Annotated in this window: 15 protein-coding genes and 2 pseudogenes; 10 read left to right on the forward strand and 7 right to left on the reverse strand. The window is 58.7% G+C overall.

What is annotated here, in order from left to right:
• Window positions 1-136: 136 nt before the first annotated feature.
• From AC1DQ3_RS05350 to AC1DQ3_RS05365, 4 genes are read right to left on the reverse strand one after another with little or no spacing between them, the layout of a single operon-like run.
• Window positions 137-1,180, reverse strand: a complete 1,044-nt coding sequence (locus tag AC1DQ3_RS05350) for a Wadjet anti-phage system protein JetD domain-containing protein (protein ID WP_477119137.1) — start codon at window positions 1,178-1,180, stop codon at window positions 137-139.
• Window positions 1,177-5,511 carry a coiled-coil domain-containing protein gene (locus AC1DQ3_RS05355; RefSeq protein ID WP_477119138.1) on the reverse strand — a complete coding sequence of 1,445 codons (4,335 nt, stop codon included), beginning with the start codon at window positions 5,509-5,511 and terminating at the stop codon, window positions 1,177-1,179. Before AC1DQ3_RS05355 ends, AC1DQ3_RS05350 begins: the two co-directional genes overlap by 4 nt.
• 1 nt (window position 5,512) lies before the next feature.
• Window positions 5,513-6,247, reverse strand: coding sequence for a hypothetical protein (locus AC1DQ3_RS05360; protein ID WP_477119139.1), 735 nt, complete (start codon window positions 6,245-6,247; stop codon window positions 5,513-5,515).
• The gene (locus tag AC1DQ3_RS05365) at window positions 6,248-7,843 is read right to left on the reverse strand and encodes a hypothetical protein (RefSeq protein ID WP_477119140.1); all 1,596 of its coding nucleotides are present in this window, start codon (window positions 7,841-7,843) and stop codon (window positions 6,248-6,250) included.
• A gap of 175 nt (window positions 7,844-8,018) precedes the next feature.
• Between AC1DQ3_RS05365 and AC1DQ3_RS05370 the strand changes: the two are divergent.
• From AC1DQ3_RS05370 to AC1DQ3_RS05390, 5 genes and pseudogenes are all read left to right on the forward strand, one after another.
• A pseudogene (locus tag AC1DQ3_RS05370) lies at window positions 8,019-8,246 on the forward strand (IS3 family transposase); the annotation flags it as partial.
• Window positions 8,247-8,751: 505 nt separating this feature from the next.
• On the forward strand, window positions 8,752-9,066 hold the full coding sequence (locus tag AC1DQ3_RS05375; RefSeq protein ID WP_477119141.1) for an H-NS histone family protein: 315 nt from the start codon (window positions 8,752-8,754) through the stop codon (window positions 9,064-9,066).
• 68 nt (window positions 9,067-9,134) lie between these two features.
• Window positions 9,135-9,728 (forward strand): hypothetical protein, encoded by a 594-nt coding sequence (locus AC1DQ3_RS05380; RefSeq protein WP_477119142.1) that lies wholly within the window; start codon window positions 9,135-9,137, stop codon window positions 9,726-9,728.
• 127 nt (window positions 9,729-9,855) lie between these two features.
• Window positions 9,856-10,986, forward strand: a complete 1,131-nt coding sequence (locus tag AC1DQ3_RS05385) for a hypothetical protein (protein ID WP_477119143.1) — start codon at window positions 9,856-9,858, stop codon at window positions 10,984-10,986.
• 153 nt (window positions 10,987-11,139) lie between these two features.
• A complete protein-coding gene (locus AC1DQ3_RS05390; RefSeq protein WP_477119144.1) occupies window positions 11,140-11,397 on the forward strand; it encodes a hypothetical protein in 258 nt (85 codons plus the stop codon).
• Between the two features lie 30 nt (window positions 11,398-11,427).
• On the opposite strand, the gene AC1DQ3_RS05395 is transcribed toward AC1DQ3_RS05390, so the two are convergent.
• Window positions 11,428-11,745 carry a hypothetical protein gene (locus AC1DQ3_RS05395; RefSeq protein ID WP_477119145.1) on the reverse strand — a complete coding sequence of 106 codons (318 nt, stop codon included), beginning with the start codon at window positions 11,743-11,745 and terminating at the stop codon, window positions 11,428-11,430.
• Window positions 11,746-12,108: 363 nt separating this feature from the next.
• Between AC1DQ3_RS05395 and AC1DQ3_RS05400 the strand changes: the two genes are divergently transcribed.
• From AC1DQ3_RS05400 to AC1DQ3_RS05410, 3 genes are all read left to right on the forward strand, one after another.
• Window positions 12,109-12,552, forward strand: coding sequence for a hypothetical protein (locus AC1DQ3_RS05400; protein WP_477119146.1), 444 nt, complete (start codon window positions 12,109-12,111; stop codon window positions 12,550-12,552).
• 191 nt (window positions 12,553-12,743) lie between these two features.
• On the forward strand, window positions 12,744-12,968 hold the full coding sequence (locus AC1DQ3_RS05405) for an HD domain-containing protein (RefSeq protein WP_477119261.1): 225 nt from the start codon (window positions 12,744-12,746) through the stop codon (window positions 12,966-12,968).
• A gap of 404 nt (window positions 12,969-13,372) precedes the next feature.
• The gene (locus AC1DQ3_RS05410) at window positions 13,373-13,723 is read left to right on the forward strand and encodes a YHYH domain-containing protein (RefSeq protein ID WP_477119147.1); all 351 of its coding nucleotides are present in this window, start codon (window positions 13,373-13,375) and stop codon (window positions 13,721-13,723) included.
• Window positions 13,724-13,737: 14 nt separating this feature from the next.
• Here the strand turns inward: AC1DQ3_RS05410 and AC1DQ3_RS05415 are convergent.
• A pseudogene (locus AC1DQ3_RS05415) lies at window positions 13,738-13,836 on the reverse strand (H-NS family nucleoid-associated regulatory protein); the annotation flags it as partial.
• A gap of 190 nt (window positions 13,837-14,026) precedes the next feature.
• On the opposite strand from AC1DQ3_RS05415, the gene AC1DQ3_RS05420 reads away from it, so the two are divergent.
• Complete coding sequence (locus tag AC1DQ3_RS05420; protein ID WP_477119148.1) at window positions 14,027-14,323, forward strand: hypothetical protein; 297 nt, start codon at window positions 14,027-14,029, stop codon at window positions 14,321-14,323.
• The gene (locus AC1DQ3_RS05425; RefSeq protein ID WP_477119262.1) at window positions 14,320-15,054 is read left to right on the forward strand and encodes a TOPRIM nucleotidyl transferase/hydrolase domain-containing protein; all 735 of its coding nucleotides are present in this window, start codon (window positions 14,320-14,322) and stop codon (window positions 15,052-15,054) included. Before AC1DQ3_RS05420 ends, AC1DQ3_RS05425 begins: the two co-directional genes overlap by 4 nt.
• A 763-nt stretch (window positions 15,055-15,817) precedes the next feature.
• On the opposite strand, the gene AC1DQ3_RS05430 is transcribed toward AC1DQ3_RS05425, so the two are convergent.
• Window positions 15,818-16,603 (reverse strand): carbohydrate-binding protein, encoded by a 786-nt coding sequence (locus AC1DQ3_RS05430; RefSeq protein ID WP_477119149.1) that lies wholly within the window; start codon window positions 16,601-16,603, stop codon window positions 15,818-15,820.
• Window positions 16,604-16,787 lie beyond the last annotated feature (184 nt).

A 16,787-nucleotide genomic window follows, 5' to 3' on the forward strand; every position in this document is an offset into this window, starting at 1 on the left:
GACACGGCATGCGACTCAACTCGACTACATAAGGCAAACATGGCTATCGCAGACCGGTAGGGTGAAGCCCGATAGAATCGCATGCGCGACTTGTATGGTGAGGGCCGACTGTTGAATAAAGGCGCCCCATGCTGCCCTACGCCGACAACAAGGAGCTCTCGCTGACTTGCTGTAGAGGCACGAAGCCATCTGAGAACAAAATCTCCAAACCAAGTCCCTCCTGCGGAATCCAGAAGCCTTCAGCCCAGAGCTGTTCCAGCTCGGTCCCTAGTTCGTCGCCGAGCCACGCATGTCCCAACGCCCCCGCGACGGGCTGGCTTTCCCCGCGCTCCCGCCGAACACCATGCGTCAGCAGCCAGCGGTAGAACGCCCGGGCCGGCTCAAGCATGGTACTCCCGGGTGCTACCGCAGCGTTGAACTCCAGCGGGATGCGAATACCCGTCGGGTCCAAGTCGCCTAGATATTCCGCGCCCATGCCTTCCACCTCGCGCAGTGTCTGCCCCAACGCCGCGCCACTGCTGCGAAACTCCTGGCCGGAGCCGTAGACCACCGCTGAATAGCGCCGCGCTTCGTGGTTCCACTCCCCAAACGAGTGAAAAGAGTTGTGGTTTTCCAGGACGAGAAGCGGACGTCCCGGGGCATCCGCCTGCCGATAAGCCAAGGGTAGGGGAACCTGGAACGCCCCAATGGCAGCCAGCGGTAGCCGGCCACCGAACAGCGCCCCGCGGCTCTGCATCGCATCCAGCCTTTTCTCGTCGCCGAAGATTTCCAGCGAACGCTCCTTGATGGGCACCATGCGAAATCTGCCGCGCCGGCGCAGCAGGAAAGTGTTGATGGCTTTCGCTGCACTGCGTGCCGTTGCCGTCAGCTCTGGCCAGAATCCCATCTCCGGTACCCAAGGAACGGCGGTAAAATCCTCGCGCACACCGACGGGCGCCTCGCGCACCAACTGAATCCAGTTAGGAAGCGGCGGGCTGCCGCGCTTCTCCCAGCTACCCGCTGCTGGCAACTCGATTTGGCCAGCGTTTGTCAACGCCTTCAGCGTGGCCAATAACTCAGAGTTCCGCAACGGGTTTGAAGCCAGTTCTGGCCGAGCCTCGAAAAATATGCGGCGGACTTCGTCAAGCATCACGCGCTTGCGCGGGCCCTGGTTGAGCCGGTCAAGAAAGTCTGTGCTCATGCTGCATCCCGCGGAGGCTCAGGCTGGTCGCGCAGATTGACCTGGGCGACTTCCAGGTGCCAACGGCCAGTCTTTGTGTTCCGGCCTTGTTTGCGCAGGCGAATGATTCGGTTGAATTCCCCGACGCTGTTGTAGTCAACCGCGGCGGTTGCGAAGATGAGCTGCGCATCCATGGATTTCGCCAGAATGCGCTGTGCCTTCCAAAGCGCCGGGGTGGTGGCCTTGGCGAACGGATTGTCCAGGATGAGCGGGCCACCGCCCAGCTTCTTGAGCTTGGCCTGCGTCTCGGAGCGCAATTGATTGATAAGGAGGTAGAGGAACATGGCCATCACCACCCCCTCACCGCCGGAGTTCGCAATTTTGTCGACCGGCACATACTGGAGCGCCTCGTCGGGCACCATTTTTAGAATCTGCAGTCCGAGCGGCTTCCCGTGGACGCGCAGCAGTGCCTCGGCGACAAGCTCAGGGCCCTTTGCCGGAACAATGCTTGTCTCGATGAGATGGTCCACGTAGAGATGCAGCGCCTGTCGGCGGGTGTCCACCGATAGCTCAGAGAACCTCGCGCGCATCTTCAGTATCGCCTTTCCGCCGACGTAAGGGGCACCAACTGGCACCTTCTTGCTGGTTACGGCAGAGTTGAGCAGGCCGATGGCGTTGTTAGTCAGGTTCAGCAGTTCCCCGACGCCGGCGTCGAAGTCGCCCTGCATCCCGTCCAGGTTTGACTTTGTGGTGCCGATGCGGTCTTGAATCCCGTCCAGCAGGCGCTGGCTGTCAGCGCATGCGGCAACGAAGGAATTCTCCTGCAACTGCGTCGCGATGTCTGGTTCCACCTCCTGCAAGGACTTTTGGCCCGCGGCAGTCTTCAACTCGTCAAAGGCCTTGTACGCGGCGTCGCGCGCCTTCCTGATGGCCTCGCCCTTGCTGTTGTAAGTCTCGATGATGCCTTTCACCTGCTCTTGCGCATTGCCGATGAGTTCTACCGGCTCGACAATAATCATCTCAGGCAGGGACAGCGACAGCGCCGAGCGGAGCATGGTGGCGAGATGGAGGGCGGCTTCGGCTTCCCCGCGAGCTTTGCTGGATTGGTGCGTGGCATGTTCAGCCGTCTGCTTGGCCGTATGTGCGACTTGACCATACGTCACGATGAGCGATTTGACTTCGATGAGTCGGACAGCCAAGTCGGCATCGCTGAGCGCGTGCATCTCACCGGTCGCAACCCGCGCGGGTTTGTTTGACTTGCTATACTCTGCGGCTTGGCTGTCCGCGACGGCCTTGCCGCTGATTGCGGCTTTCTCTTCCCGCGCTGCGCTGGCGACGTCGACCTGGGCGACACGAAGCAACTCAGTGAAATTCCCGCCCTGGTAGGGTGCCATGTCCTTCGCAAGGACGCCATTGAATTGCTGTTGGAAGTTTGCCTTCGTCTCGTTGAGCTTCTCGCGGGCATGCTTCAACTGCGTGTGCAATACCCCGATACGGTTTTCCTCCTGCGATTCGAATGTCTGTGCGGCGTCCGCGTAAAGGCTGCGCAGTAACGTCAACTCTTGCGGATTCTTCGCGAGATTCTCTGCAGCCGGGAACGCTTTGTCGTAGTACTTCAGCGCGGCGCGCTCGTTGCCGAGGTCTTTGGCCAATCCCAACAACTCGAGCTTTTCCTGCAAGGCAGCATCTTTTGCCTCGGAATGTTCGGCCAGTTCGTAGTCGATGGCTGCGCGTCGCTCGATGATGATTTTCTGTTCCTGCTCCAACTCTCCCAACTGTTGCAGTCGTGCGTTGTGCCCGCTCTCGTGGTGCTTGGCAAAACTCCAGAGAGTCTGCACTTGGTTAGCCGCCTCCTTGGCTGCCTGGGTAAAGCCGTAGTTGGCTTGCAGCAGCGCCTCGGCTTTGGTTCGACACTCGTCTGCCTTGGACTCCGCATCGGAGGCTCGCACGTCTGCCGCTTCCGCCTCGGCCGTGAACCGGTCGAGCGTGTCTTTGGCCGCGGCGAGAGCACCGTTGCCATATCGCTGGACATAAGCTTGGAGCCGCGTCTTGTCTTTCACGGCCTCCTGCTGCCGGTCTGCATAGAGCCTGCGAGTCTCGGATTCCTTCTGGAGACGGGTTTCGAGCGTAGCCAGCAGGGCCTTCGCCGCCGGGACGTTGAACGCTGCATCATCGGAGGCGTCCAACACCAACTTGTCGTTGCCGCCAGCCTCAGGGTCCAGCGACGTCACAGAGACCATCACTGGCGTGCGAAGTTGCGGCCGCGGCGTCTTCAGGCTCGCGGCCAATGCAAATTCCGACGAAGCGACGGACACTCCAAGAAACCGCGCGGGATGGCTGGCCACCAGCCGGCGCGCCTCGTCAGCATCGTGAAGGGCTTGTGACAGGAAGGTGTTGTACGGTCGGGCCGACTGGACGCCGCCTGCCTTCAGCCATTCGATGACGCTATCGACGTCACGCGAGCTGCCTGCGACGCCAGTCTCCTCGATGGATGCCTTGCTGGCAGTGAGCTCAGCGAGCACGACGTCCGACTGGGTCACCATTCGCTCACAGCTTTGCGCCAGGCGGTCCAGTGCCAAGGGCAGCGCGGTCGAATCCGGGTCGGCGACGTCAGCCTCCGCTGCCGACCTCAGGATTGCCAGCTGAGAGAGCGCCTCGCGTTCGGCCTGGCCGTCGGCGATGAACTTCCGCTTTTGGGTAATCTCACCCTTCAGTCGGACGGATTCGGCTTTCTGAGCATCGGCCCGCTGGTGCCAATCCTTCTCGTTGGCTTGCTCGGTGCGCGCCTCTTCGGCGCATCGTTGCGCTTCCCCTCGGTTGGTGACGGCAGCGCTTTCCCATCGCTCGATGGCGTCTGCCGAGGTCTCAGCCGCTTCCAGCGTCCCCTCCTGTACGAGCCGTGCTCTTTCAGTCTCGTAGGATACCTCTGCAGCCTGAAGGCCTGCCACTCTCGTGACAAGCGCCTTTTCCGTGATGTCCAACTCTCTGCGCTCTTTCGACAGGGCGTCGCTGGCGACGTTAGCACTCTGCCGTCTCGTTTCGGCGGACTTCGCGGAGCCAGACACTCGCTGCTCTTCGTCATGTAGGGCACGTCGAAGGAGGGCACCTTGGAGCTCAACGCGCTTCCGCCAGGGCTCGAGCTCTTCGTTGGCCTCGCGCGCTTGCTGTTCAAGCGCATCCGTATGGGACTGCGCCGCATGGAGACCGACCATTGCCTGCGCCGCCCGGATGTGCCGATGCTTCTGCTGTGCTGTACGCAGAGCGGTTTCGGCGTCTTCCAACCGCTTCTTGGCTGCAGCGACGCTGCGCTGGTACTGAAGGGTACGCAGCACGACCTCGTCTTCGACGTGTTGCTTTTCCATCTTCAGATTGTTCCGGTGCGCCTCTTGCTGCTCTGTTGCGGCTTGGGCTTCGCGATTGGCGGCGTCTTCCCGCTCGCGTTGGCGCACCTCCAAGCCGCGCACTACGCCGCCGGCGCGTTCCGTGGTGGCGCGTTGCGCCTCTTGTTCCCTGTGGAAGTCCTGTGCCAGGCTGCCGAAATTGCTTAGACTGGTCTGGAGCTTCTCCAGCTCCTTAAGACGAAGCTGGATGAACGGCCGCTTGCGCAGCTTGTCGCAGGTGTTGACGACAGCAAGGCGAACCGATGCCGAACGCTCCGCGTCCATGGTTAGCGCCAGGAATTTCTTGACGAATTCCGGCTCGGACTGGAATGTAAGGAAGCCAGCGTCGATGCCACCTTCCTGCGTCGAGAAATTGACCTGCATCTGCAGCATCTCGATGTCGATGAGCCGCTCATCGCGCAGATGCCGCTGCCAGTCCTGCTGGACACGCGTATGGAAGAAATCGGGGGACACCTTTTGGGCTTCCTGCATCCACCGCGAGAATTCGGACATGGTATGGACGGGCGCCATCGACAGGTTGGGCGCCGGCACGGACCGCAGATGCAGGTCAGACGTTGCCTCGAAGCTGAAGAAGACGCGGTCGACCTCCTCCTTGTCCCCCTGACGTACAGCCAAGATTTGACCGACGACCAGCAGATAGGGGGCACCGCCTGCAACCCGCGCCGGCATCTCCCACTCAATCAGGATGATGCTTGGCAGCCCATCCTTAGAGAAGAAATCAGAAAATGCGATAGCCTTATTCTGAATGCGCTTGAGAAATCGCTCTTGCGCGGTCTCAAAACAAGAGAAAATCAAGCTGAGTACAGACGTCTTACCCCCACCATTCTCCAGACTGATAATGCTATCAGTCGGTCTTCCCGTGGCAGGGTCTGTCAAGTCGAACACAATTCCGTTGTACCAAGCCGCTTGGTACCCGTAATTGCCAACATAGATTCTCGTGATTTTTTGCATGTCAGTGGCTCATCCCCACTTTGCCAATGTTCGCTTGTGCCAGCTCGAAGAGCCGGCGAAGGGTCAGTTCCCGCAGTTGCACACGCAGTCGATGGGTGGGGGTATAGGTGACCAGCGACTCATCGCTGGCTTCGCGGTCCACTCGCGCGAGGCCTGCTGATACCATCTGCGACAGCGCCAGGCCGACCAGTCCGGTGACCGAACTGGGCGTTGCCCGTTGTGCGTTCGGGATGGTGCTCGGCAGGGCGCAGATGGTCTCCCAGCCTGGAACGAGCTCTGCAGGCACATCCAGCGGCAGCTCTTCCATATCCTTCAGTCGCCGCGCAATGGCGTGCAGGGCGTCACGGAACTGCGCCGTGTTGGCCGGCGGTGCAACGTAATTGTCGTCTTCCAGCCCATCGGTGGTCGGATAGAAGACCGAGGCAATGGCCACGTGCGCTAGCACCAGGGCAGCCTTCTGGTCCGGCTTCAGGTTCACGCGGATGTCTGCAAGCCGGACCGCGAACCGGCTTTCCCGAGACGCCGGGGCAAGTACCAGACCTCGCTCACTGTAGTCCAGCACAGTAAGTTCTAATCCGGCGGCGATGTCCGCCACCTGTGCAGCGAATTTCGGGTCGGCGCGATAGACGTCCAGAAGCTCTCGGTACTGTGTGTCATTCACGGGCGACAGGCCGGTATGCAAGCCCTTGTAAATCAGCCGGGCAGCGTTCTTGACCGTGGACAGGTCCTCTAGCATTTATTCTTCTCCTGTGGGCAGGAACCTCAGGTTGTCGCCCTCGGCAACGTCAAAATTGAAGCGTCCGCTTAATTCCGCGTGCATGTTGGAAAAGAGGGTCTCGGTTTGCGGGAAGGAGCGATAGAGCATCAGGACGATGCAGCGACGCATGTCGGCATTCATCCCTTCCTGGACAGCCTGCTGCAGCAACTCGTCGACGCGATAGCTCGCGCCGGTACTGAACCGCAGCTTCAGCCAGGACTCGACGAGCTCGATGAGTTCCGGCGGGAAGCGGTCCGGCGGAGGCTCAAACGGCGTAATTTCCCCATTGTCTTCCTCGGGCTCCGCGCCTTCGGCACGTCGCTCGAGAAGCAGCGTAAAAACAGTATTCAAGTCGAATAGCTTCGGCCAGTCGGGCGGGTAGAAGYTCGAGATGCAGTGGTCCGCGTTCTCGACCAGCATCCCCGCTGGCAGCCCCAGGAATTGCGGGAATAGGGTGGCCTCGAGGTCAGGCAGGCCGGATGGGCGCCGCGCACGGAAGACGGCACGCTGCGCCTCCAGGAATTTGTCCGGTGCGGTGGTGATGTCGCTCACGAGCTGTGCACGCACGTTGCCGGCGCTATGCAACGTCTTCAGCAGCTGGGACAGGTCTTGGCGCGTCTTAAGCTCTTCGGCCTGCACCAGCGCCTCGCGCACGGCCTCTTCCATGCGCTGGTCCTCGGCTTGCCGGGCGCGGACGTGTTCCCTTGCGGTGTCGAGTTTGCCTGCCATCTCCTTGGACCAGTTGACCGAGCCCGGCGCGCGGTACGCCTGAAACAGCCTGTCCCCAATGAGTTGCCGGTATTCGATGGAGAGCTTGCGCGCACGTTTGGCAATTTCCAACGCCGCCTCGAAGCGACCGCGCTTGACCAGAAGGTCCAGCATCTTCTCCATCAGCTCCTGCGAATCCTCTGGTGACAGGTCAAGCATCCCGAGGTAGACGAGGTAGCCTTCAGGGGTGGGGCGATAGCGGTAGACGTCTTCCGGGTCAGGTTCGTAGGTCACCAGCCGAAACCGCACGGACTTGATGGACCTCGTCTTGGCATCGAAGTAGTCATACAGGAATTCCCGATACCCGTCGGCTTTGTTATTCAGGGTGTCGAGCACCACCTCCGCCACGCGGCCGCACTGGGCAGCGGTCAGCACGGGTTTCATCTCGCGCGCTACGGAGGCGAGATGGTCCATGACCTCCTTTTGGGTGGAGCCCATGTTCATCGTGGTGCCTTCCATCATGAAGTCCAGCGCCGAAAGTACCAGGTAGTGGGTGTCGACACCGATAAACAGGCCCTGGTCGCCGTTGGCCTCCCCGCGATACTGGCTCTTGTTCAGCTCAAGCTGAAACACCGGGCGCAGCAGAAGAAGGTTCCTTTGCTGCTTGGAAAGGTCGAGCAGCCCGCCCAAGCTGATGCGGTCAAGCACGACGCCGACGTCAAGGTCGACCACCTTGGTGACGCCAGTCTCAGAAGCGACCGACTCTGGAACGACCGTGTCCAGCGCGTCATTCGGCATCGTGACGTCGCTGCCCTCCAATAATGCCGGAGGCGCGACCCGGAATAGGGGCTCTTGATAGTCGCTCATTGGACTATTGTAAGGGCTGGTGATTAAGGGGTAAAGCCTCCAAAGGTATTGGGCCAAATATGCATATTCTTTCGCATGGATTATAAGTTAAACTTAAACTTTGCAACAAACAAGATTATTATTGCGCCAAACTCGGCGAACCGAGCTTCCCCCTGAAATTTCACTTCCAGTAGGCGGCATCCGGGTGCGCCACAAGAATCGTTACCGCGTCACGACCGATTCCAAGCACAAGCTGCCAGTCGCGCCGAGCCTACTGAACCGTGAATTCACGCCGGCTGCGCCGAATCAGGTTTTCAGCTCGGACATCACGTACAGCTAGAACGACGAGGGATGGCTGTATCCGGATGTTGTGCTGGACCTGTTCAGTCGGGACGTCGTGGGGTTGTGGAAGTCGCCCCGGGTAGGAAAGGAATCGTCTTTAAAGATTCCGATATGGGACAAGGCAACTATTTCGCCTGGCTGAATCTCTTCAATATCGAACGTAGTGGGTTTCGGCATCTGCTGACGCTGGACACGGAGGCATCGAACACCGGAACAGGGAACTGTGACAAGACGACACCCGGTTCGTGCGTCGACCTCCACGTAAAAATCAGGTTTGACAAGTCATCGACGGCAGGCGGCTTCTAAGCGTTCGACTGGTCTGGTTGTGATGCAGTAGTTCGACGGCCAGTGGCGCTGTCTCGCCCTGCGCGCATATCGGAACCGGGACTTCCCGAAAGGGCAACCCGAGTCTGGCGAAGAACTGTTGCAGGCGGCCACTGGGCAAGACCACGGAAGAAACGTGGCTGTCTGACTTGGAACTGCGTTGGGGCGAGGACTATCGCGAGACCGACCGGTCACAGATGCCGGGTGTGAAGTAAGGTGTCCGGAGTATGATGCGGAGAAAATCTAATCTAAGGAGAGAGAGCATGGCGACCTACAAGCAATTGATGGCCCAAAAGGAAGCACTGGAAGCGCAGCTTGCTGAAGCACGCTCCACCGAGGTTACTGCCGTCATCGAGCAAATTCGTGCTTTGATGGAAGAGTATGGTCTGTCCGTGGATGACCTCGTCGTCAGGCGCCGTCGCGGTCGACCGGCGGGCAGTGGAGCGCAGAAGGCAGCCAAGGAGCCCCTGCCGCCGAAGTATCGTGACCCCAAGACTGGTAAGACTTGGTCGGGCCGTGGTCGTACTCCTGCATGGCTGGGTAAGAATCCGAATCGATTCCTCATTGCTGAAGAATAGGCCGTCAATAGCTCGAGACGTCGTGTCTAAAACGACCTCATACACGTTAGGCTCAAGGTAGAACGCTGATGGGCTCACCTAAGCGAGCAGATGCATGGCGTCAGATTGCAGAGACCGACTTCGAGAGCGCGTTTCATCTATTGCTCGGCCGGCTGGTCCATGCCGTTGCCAGGCTGGACTTCACTGTAGGGCTGCAATTGCGCTACTGGGGCTATGAGGAAGACCCGGAAATTCAAACACTCCTCGAACCTGAAAAAGCGAAGCTAAAGGGCCGCCTGAAAGCTTTGGAGCGTTTGATTCGGGCTGCGTGGACGAGGCCGAACCCTGAGGGCGAGCGGGAGTTCGCTCTTTGGTTCAAGCGCACGAATAAAGCACGCGGGTTTCGCAACGACTATGCCCACGGTCGCTGGGGTGTTCCAGGGAAGCATTTGCACACAGAATCTGGAAGGCTCTGTGACGCGACACCGTTGCTTGTTTTTGTGCCGCTCGATTGGGATATGTCGCCCGGCCATGTGGATAAATCAATCGACCTGACTTTGGAAGATTTTGCCGCTCAGGTCGAAGAGGCCGAGCTACTATCAAGTCAGTACATGAACTTGGTGACGAAGTATGGTGCGCACCTATACATCGGGCAACGGTTGGGCGAAAAGGGCAGCATGTAAAGCCGGGGCAATGAATGCCTTCGGCTCCATTACGGAGTCTTCAGCCTGCGAGTACCGGAGAACGCGAGCTGAGCGTTCTGCGTGGCTGCCGCAGTTGAAGGGCAAACAATGGGGGCCGCAATAGCCAATGAATGCACAAGTCCTGTTTAGTTACCCCTTTGATGGCCATCCGGCTCCTATTCCGCGGGTTGGGCTGTTTGCCTACATGCCGGACATCTACCTCAAGCTGTTCGGCATGTCCGTGCAGGCAGCCTTTGCCGAAACGGGCGCCGGGAACGCGTACAGGCGGCTGACGAGGCTGGCGGCCCAAGGCAATCCCAGGGAAAAGCTGGTATTGAAAGCCCTGAACGAAATGCTGGAAAAGCTCGGGTCGCAAGACGCCACACCAGCCTTCATCGATGACCTGAAGCGGGCAATCGGAGGATGCGCAGACGCCAGACAGTACGTTGAATCCCTGACGTTTATAGAAACTCTGTTTTTTGGGTTGGGTATTGAGGTGAGCGAATGGCAGCGCCAACATTGCTATCTGGCCGTGCTGGAACGCTCGGGCCGGCAGACTCAGCAGCTGCTTGAGGCCGGTGATGCGGCCGGGGCGGCCGACTTCATGACCAACCATCCTCTTCTGAGCACCCTACTTTGGCCAGAGGCGCTGGAGGTTCTACGCAAAGCTCCAAACTTGCAAGCCATTTCTGCCCTTACGGCCGCCATGTCCATGGACGCACACCTGGGGTGGTTGGCTGGCTGGGACCTTGATGAGGCAGAGAACAAGGGGCTGGAGTCACCGCAGTTTGCCTGCTTGATACCCTCTCAGAGCAGACGTCTTCGCAATCCAGCAAGCCTGTTCTTTGATGAACTGAAACGTCGCCTGAGGGTTTCGTCGGTTTCCGCGATGCTGGACAAAGCCAGCGTCGTGCCCGAAGTGGAAATTGGCACGCTGTATCGTTGGAGTTCGGGAAAGCACTTCCCGGACCTTGAGAGAATGACGAAACTGATAGCGGCCCACGGCATACGGAACCCGAAGGACATGCTGTATCGACAGCACTCTGCCGCGAAACTTATCAACTTGCTGGGGTACATTGGACAATCACTGTCCGTCATCTCGCGCGAGAACGGCGAGCCCCCAGCAATGTGGCCGTGGCCCGCCTATCCCTTTGGCCACCCCGACTTCGAATCGTGGGCGGCCGCGCGCTATCCCTACTGGCTGGACTATCACCGTGAAAAAGGCGCTGACCTAGCGGAACTCGCCAAGGCAGCATAAACGAGCAACCAGTAGCCGAACGTATTACTTGCCCTTCGCCGGCGGGTTGTTGCCGCGGCCGGGGCCGGACGGGTTGCCGGTGCGGCTCGGAAAGTTCGGATTGCTCGGGTCAACATTGTAGCTGTGCATGATGTTCTCCTGTAGGTGACGTCGGTGAGTTCCGACGCCCCCAATATCGTTCTTCCGCGGACAGCAAGCTATGGCAGTGTTTTACCAAAAGTGATGCGCGCGGCAACGGGCAACATGGAGAACGCTCCTTCAGTCGGCGGCTTGTTCCTGGCCCGCCCTACTGGCACCGCCAGCTATGCGCGGGTGCGCGGTCAGCTATCAAACCTTGAAGACCCCCGGCCGGAAACGACAGAAGACTACCCAAGACGGTCCAATCAGTCCTTCAAGTCGTTGACCAAGTAGTCGGCTACCCACGCCTAGCGCTCGCGCATGCTAGTCATCATAGTCGTCATGCCAGCGCCGCCATTCCCGCCGGCGCTCCCGCCATTCGTGCTCCCTCCATCGCTGTTCGCGCCATTGGCGCTCTCTCCATGCACGGCCTTGCCAGTCGTCGTAATAGTAGGCCGGAGCCGCTACCACTGGCGGCGGCTGAACCACCACGGGAGCTGGCTCGTAGTAGACGGGCGGCGGGGCGACAACAGCTGGCACAGGGATGCCAATACCAATGCCGACGTCCACCCGCGCCTGAGCCAGGTTGGAGCCAAGCGCGGTAACGCCGACTAGGAGCAAGAGCGCTGCGGTCTTTCGCATGATTTTCTCCCTTTTCTCTTGCAGAGATTCTAGGTCAGCATGGTTCCAAGGTGTATTAGCGGATTTGCACAGCAGTGACTTTCTGTAACGGCGACGTTGATGCGCTGGATGTCCAGCCGGACTTTGGGGCTACAACACAACCGAGCATCTTCTGCGTGGACCGAGGTCGGAGTACTTCCGAATTGACGAAGACCCGTGCTGAGGGTGAAGGCGCATCCGTCCGGGCTCATGACCTCAGCTTGCCTGTTTCAGAACTTACGGATTGTCACGAGTTCTGAGTCAACTCGGCTCAGGACAGTACCGTTATCGCAGGTAAGCACGGCGCATTGCCGAGCTGCCGAAAATCCATCAGGAGTTCACGTCATGAAGAAGCTGTTCGCTGCTCTCGCCTCTGCAGCCCTCGTCGGTACCGTCTTCGCGCAGACTGGTGTGCCAGCTTCCGCGACTCAGCCGCAATCAGGGGTGACGAAAGACCAGGTAAAGGTCGCCAAGGAAAAGAGCCCCACGCAGGCAAAAGCCGACAAGGACAAGAAGAGTGTCAGCGTGCAGGGCGACGAAGCAAAGGTTGAAGCCAGCGCCAATAAGGAGAAGACTGACGTAAAGGCGGATGCCAATAAGTCCGCCGCCAAGGGCACCCACCACAAGGCGAGCAAGACGAAGGCCGTCCATACAGAGGCTGGTATGGCGAAGTCTGAAGCAAAGAATGATTCCGACAAGATGAAGGCCAAGGCAGATATGGCGAAGCCCGAGGCTCAGCCCGAAGCCGCGAAGGCCGCAGCCAGCGTGGATAAGACGAAGAAGCAATAAGCTGCTCCCATCGAGCTAACCGAGGGGGCGTTGCCGGGGCGACGGCCGCTGCAACGTAGCCTGAGTGCAGGAGCTTTGCGGAGAGCGCGGGTTGGCTGAAAAGCCAGCCTGGCCTCTCCGCGTTTGTCACCTTTGCCGAATCGCCATGAAACCATTCTCAGCATTGCTGATTGTTCGGCGGCTGTGTCGTGGTGCCGTACGATAGCAACGACGCAAGGTTTGCGAAAGCGTTGGACCGCTTTCAGCCGCTGCTTCACAACGCCGCAACAGGAGGCGGCAGCTGGGTGGAGTGTCAGGTCACTGAAGGACAGGCCCTTGCACGTTACCGGCCACCTATCGAGCGCGGTGCACCAGCACTCTGGGAGGAGTCGGCCAAGCTCATCCAAGAATATTTCCACAAGTCAAAGGCTGAATGAGGTGGCGTTGAGGGGTGACGCTCACGCGAGTCGCTTCCGTCACTTACAAAAAATGCGAAAGGTGCGGGCCGAACTGACGTTAACAACCTCAGGAACGCCAGTTCCTTGTCAACATTTGGGGCAGGCTTCCACCCGCGAAGCCTGCCCATCTTTCACGGGCTGGTTCTGGTCGCCGGCGCAACATTGCCGTCCAAGGTCCAAACGGCTGCGTGTCGCGAGAAGGATGTCCGCCAAGGTACTTTCCTCTTGGTTGTGCTCGTAGATAAAGGCGAAAGAGCGGCCAACACCTACCCCTATAGCAGGATGGCTCGGCAACGCGGCAGATTCGAGAATAGGGCCTTCTCGGTAAGGCGGACGGCGAGCTGCTTCCGAGCACAAGAATAACAACCACGGGAGAGGGTCGTATGAGCGCACCAATTGCCGCACATGTCCGCAGTCTTCAGGCCGTCGCCAACGGCGTCGTTGCTGTCCTTCTATGTTCTATCTCGTTTTCCACTTCTGTGTACGCCCATGGCGGAGGCCTGGATGCCGCTGGGTGCCATACCAATCGAAAGACGGGTGACTACCATTGTCACCGCGGAGGTGGAAGCGCCAATCTTATCGCTCCTGATGCTTCTCGTACACCTCCAAGCCGAGCGACGAATGCCTTTGCAGCACCTCGCACGACGGTGTCCGGGCAAACGTGCTACACGGGGCCTCGTGGGGGTACGTACACGATTACTGCGAGCGGCCGTAAAAACTATAGTGGCTGCTAGCCAGATTGCCGTGCTCACGAAACCCAGAAATGTTCAGGCGATTGGCCTGCATTTACCGCGCGCTGAAGCCATTCGGGCAGGTCGCCGTGGCCATCCCAGCTATGGCCGGCAGCGCGCTGTCCTAGTAGTTGCGTATCCGAGAGGCGCTCAACCAGGTGCGAGCCGGGGGCGTCGACGATATGCGCTCGGCGAGGGCTATGGTCTACCCCTTGGACTTGAAGTCGGGGACTTTGAGCTCACCTCCGGCGAGGGGGCAGAGTTAGAATACGCATCGACTAAGCTGAATATACTAGGAAAAGCCAGATGAGAGGACTTGTCCTTAAGACCGGCGGTCGCCTGGAATTTTTGACGTGGAGCGACGATAGCGAAGCGGGAGGCGAAGAATTTGTTTGCTCCGATGTGACCGCAGACGCTCTCGCGTATCTCATTGATGCGGTGCGATTTGAAGGACAAATCTACCTTCGGGACGTCTTTTCGCTCCTCGAGTGCAATCCAACGTTGCTGCCGGTGTTTGCGCGGACTCACGCGGCTGAATACCTGGCAGAGTCAAAGAAGGCGGGAGCTGTTCCTTACACTGGCGAGTACGAATTCATCGACTGACACGCCTTTGCGCGTACGCACTATTCCACCGCGGGGTAGTCGTTTGTGAAGGTGACCCAGACAGAGCCGTCTACCAGACTGTGCTGCACCGATTTTTTCGCGATGCCGGTGACGAAGAGGTGTTGCTTATACACAGTAACGGCAAAGATGCGATGAAGACGCCCGTTGAAACTCTCCGGCGGGCAGGAACACCGGTCTGTGTAATTGCTGACATTGACATACTGAACTCTCAAGCGACGCTCGAGGCGACTTTGGAGGCGCTCACAGGTAGTGCACCGAGCGCACGGATTCTCGAGCTGAGAAGCCTGATAGCCACCTCCGTCGGGAAGGCGAGCGAAACGGACATCCTGGAATCGATGGAAACCTCGGTTCGGCAATGGCTGGAAACGAAACACACCGACCTGCGGACTGCGAGGAAGACGCTCGTTTCGAGCGTACGTATCAAATCCAAGTGGGACGATGTTAAACGCAAAGGGGTGGATTATTTCGAAAGCAACGACCGGATACAGATTGACGAACTACTTTCGCTCTTAGGCGAAAGTGGTCTATTCGTAGTTCCTTGTGGCGAATTGGAGGGGTGGCTTTGTTCAGACATCGCAAAAGGAGCGCGTTGGAACCGTGCTGCTTTGGAAAGGTTGCATGCAGACTCTTGCCCCACCGGTCTACAGTCCTTCATGCAAGCCGTTCTCAATTTCGTTTCGCCTTCCCTTGATACGTGTAAGCAGTCGTAACCTACAAACGGCGCTGCTGTGGGATCCAAACCCAACGATGATATGCAATACGGGCTCGACGGCGAAGGGTAACCAAGGAGATGTGTGATCAACGGATCGTTTGTATGTGAAATATCTTCGTGCTGCGGCCTCACCGGCGTAGGTTTCTGGCGGCATGCAGAATCCGCGCGTGCCCCCTGCGACGCCGATGTGAAAGGGCCGCTTCACCTTGAAAGCGGTCGTGGCACAAAGCAAAGCTGAGAGACTGGAACGGGTCGACTCCAGCCGTCGACCATCTCGAAACTGATGCGCCGACAAACGAATTCCGGCATCCGAGCAACGAGGCCCCCAAAGATGCGCTACCGACCCGCTCCTATACTGGAACGCTGGCCAAAGGGATCGCGCTATCATGTCTGCACATACGGTGCCGACGGGCAGGGCCAAGCTGCAGTAGATGTGGGGCCGTCTGCCCGACCATTAGCAGCCGTGAAGGTCTTCTTCACCGATGCAAGACTATCGGTACCTGCCACGTGCACCACGATATGAGACGGATTGAGAGATGCAGGTTTCCTAGCATTTCGGTTCGGAGAATAGAAACGATTGGCGCTGGGCACGAGGCTGTTCCATTCGGTAGAGGGAAGCATTGCGGATCCTTTCGTCCGGTTAAAGCGCTACGGTCTACCTCGACCCAAGGGCCGGCTCCATTACGAGACCGTGGCCTTCTCGTTACCAGAGTCAAAAGTCTGGCCCACGATAAATCACTTGCGGCTGCTCACCGCACGATTCACGGGACGCCGCAATACTTAAAAATGTGAATGTTATCTCCAGAGGGCTGACCATAGCTCTTGAAAGGTCCATATCGCTCCACAATTTTCGAAGCATAGTCATAAGGCCAAGTATCAGGAATCGCCGGCGCCTTGGCGGGTGCCTTACCGTCTTGATCGATTGGCCAAATGACGAAATGGCGACAGTTTCCGATATCCGGACTGCGTCCCGCCTTGGCTGCATCGTTGCACAGGTCCCAGTGCTTTTTTATGGACGGGTCCTGGAGTTCCTTTGCTGTCGGATGCTTTCTGGGGGCGAATCGTGTCGGGTCATCAAGATACCGATCGAAAGCAACAGCCGCAATGAATGTTCGACCGCTGACCAGTTGCGCCTCTGCATTGGGTGCACGCAGCGTCGCTGTCTCGCCAAAGACAACCTCCGCACAGACGGCGTCACTCAACTCCTCGTCGAGATTGATGCTCTGATCGAAGAGCCCCTCCCTCGCCGCTGCTGTCTTGGCGACACCTTCAAGTTTCAACAGGGCTAGACAAGTCTCGTCCTCGGGCGAGCGCACAAACAGCCGCCTTATGTCGTTGGCCGCGTAACTGGCGCGGCCCGAGGCATCAATGGGGATCTGATGCAAAAGTTGCCCTCCGCTGTCGAATACCTCCACGACGCCCGGCGTTGCGCCACACCCGAGGACCAGTTCAAAACTCGTAACGGAGCTCTTAAAGTCGATTTGGGCCCCCCACCCCACGGACAGACCAACAATCCCTGCGCCACTGGTGATCCGCAGTGGTTGCATGATCTGGTTCGTAGAGTCGCGAACGAGGATAGAAACGAATCCTACATGATGACTTGGATTGGGCACCGGAGTGCCCACAGTGTGTCCCTGAAAGCTAAGAACTAGCATCATCACGAGCCTCTGTTTTGCAATTGTTCAACAAAGCACACGCAGTGCCCCTCAGTCAGCGGGTATGTTACTGGGA

The organism is Cupriavidus sp. 01T418, assembly GCF_056398885.1.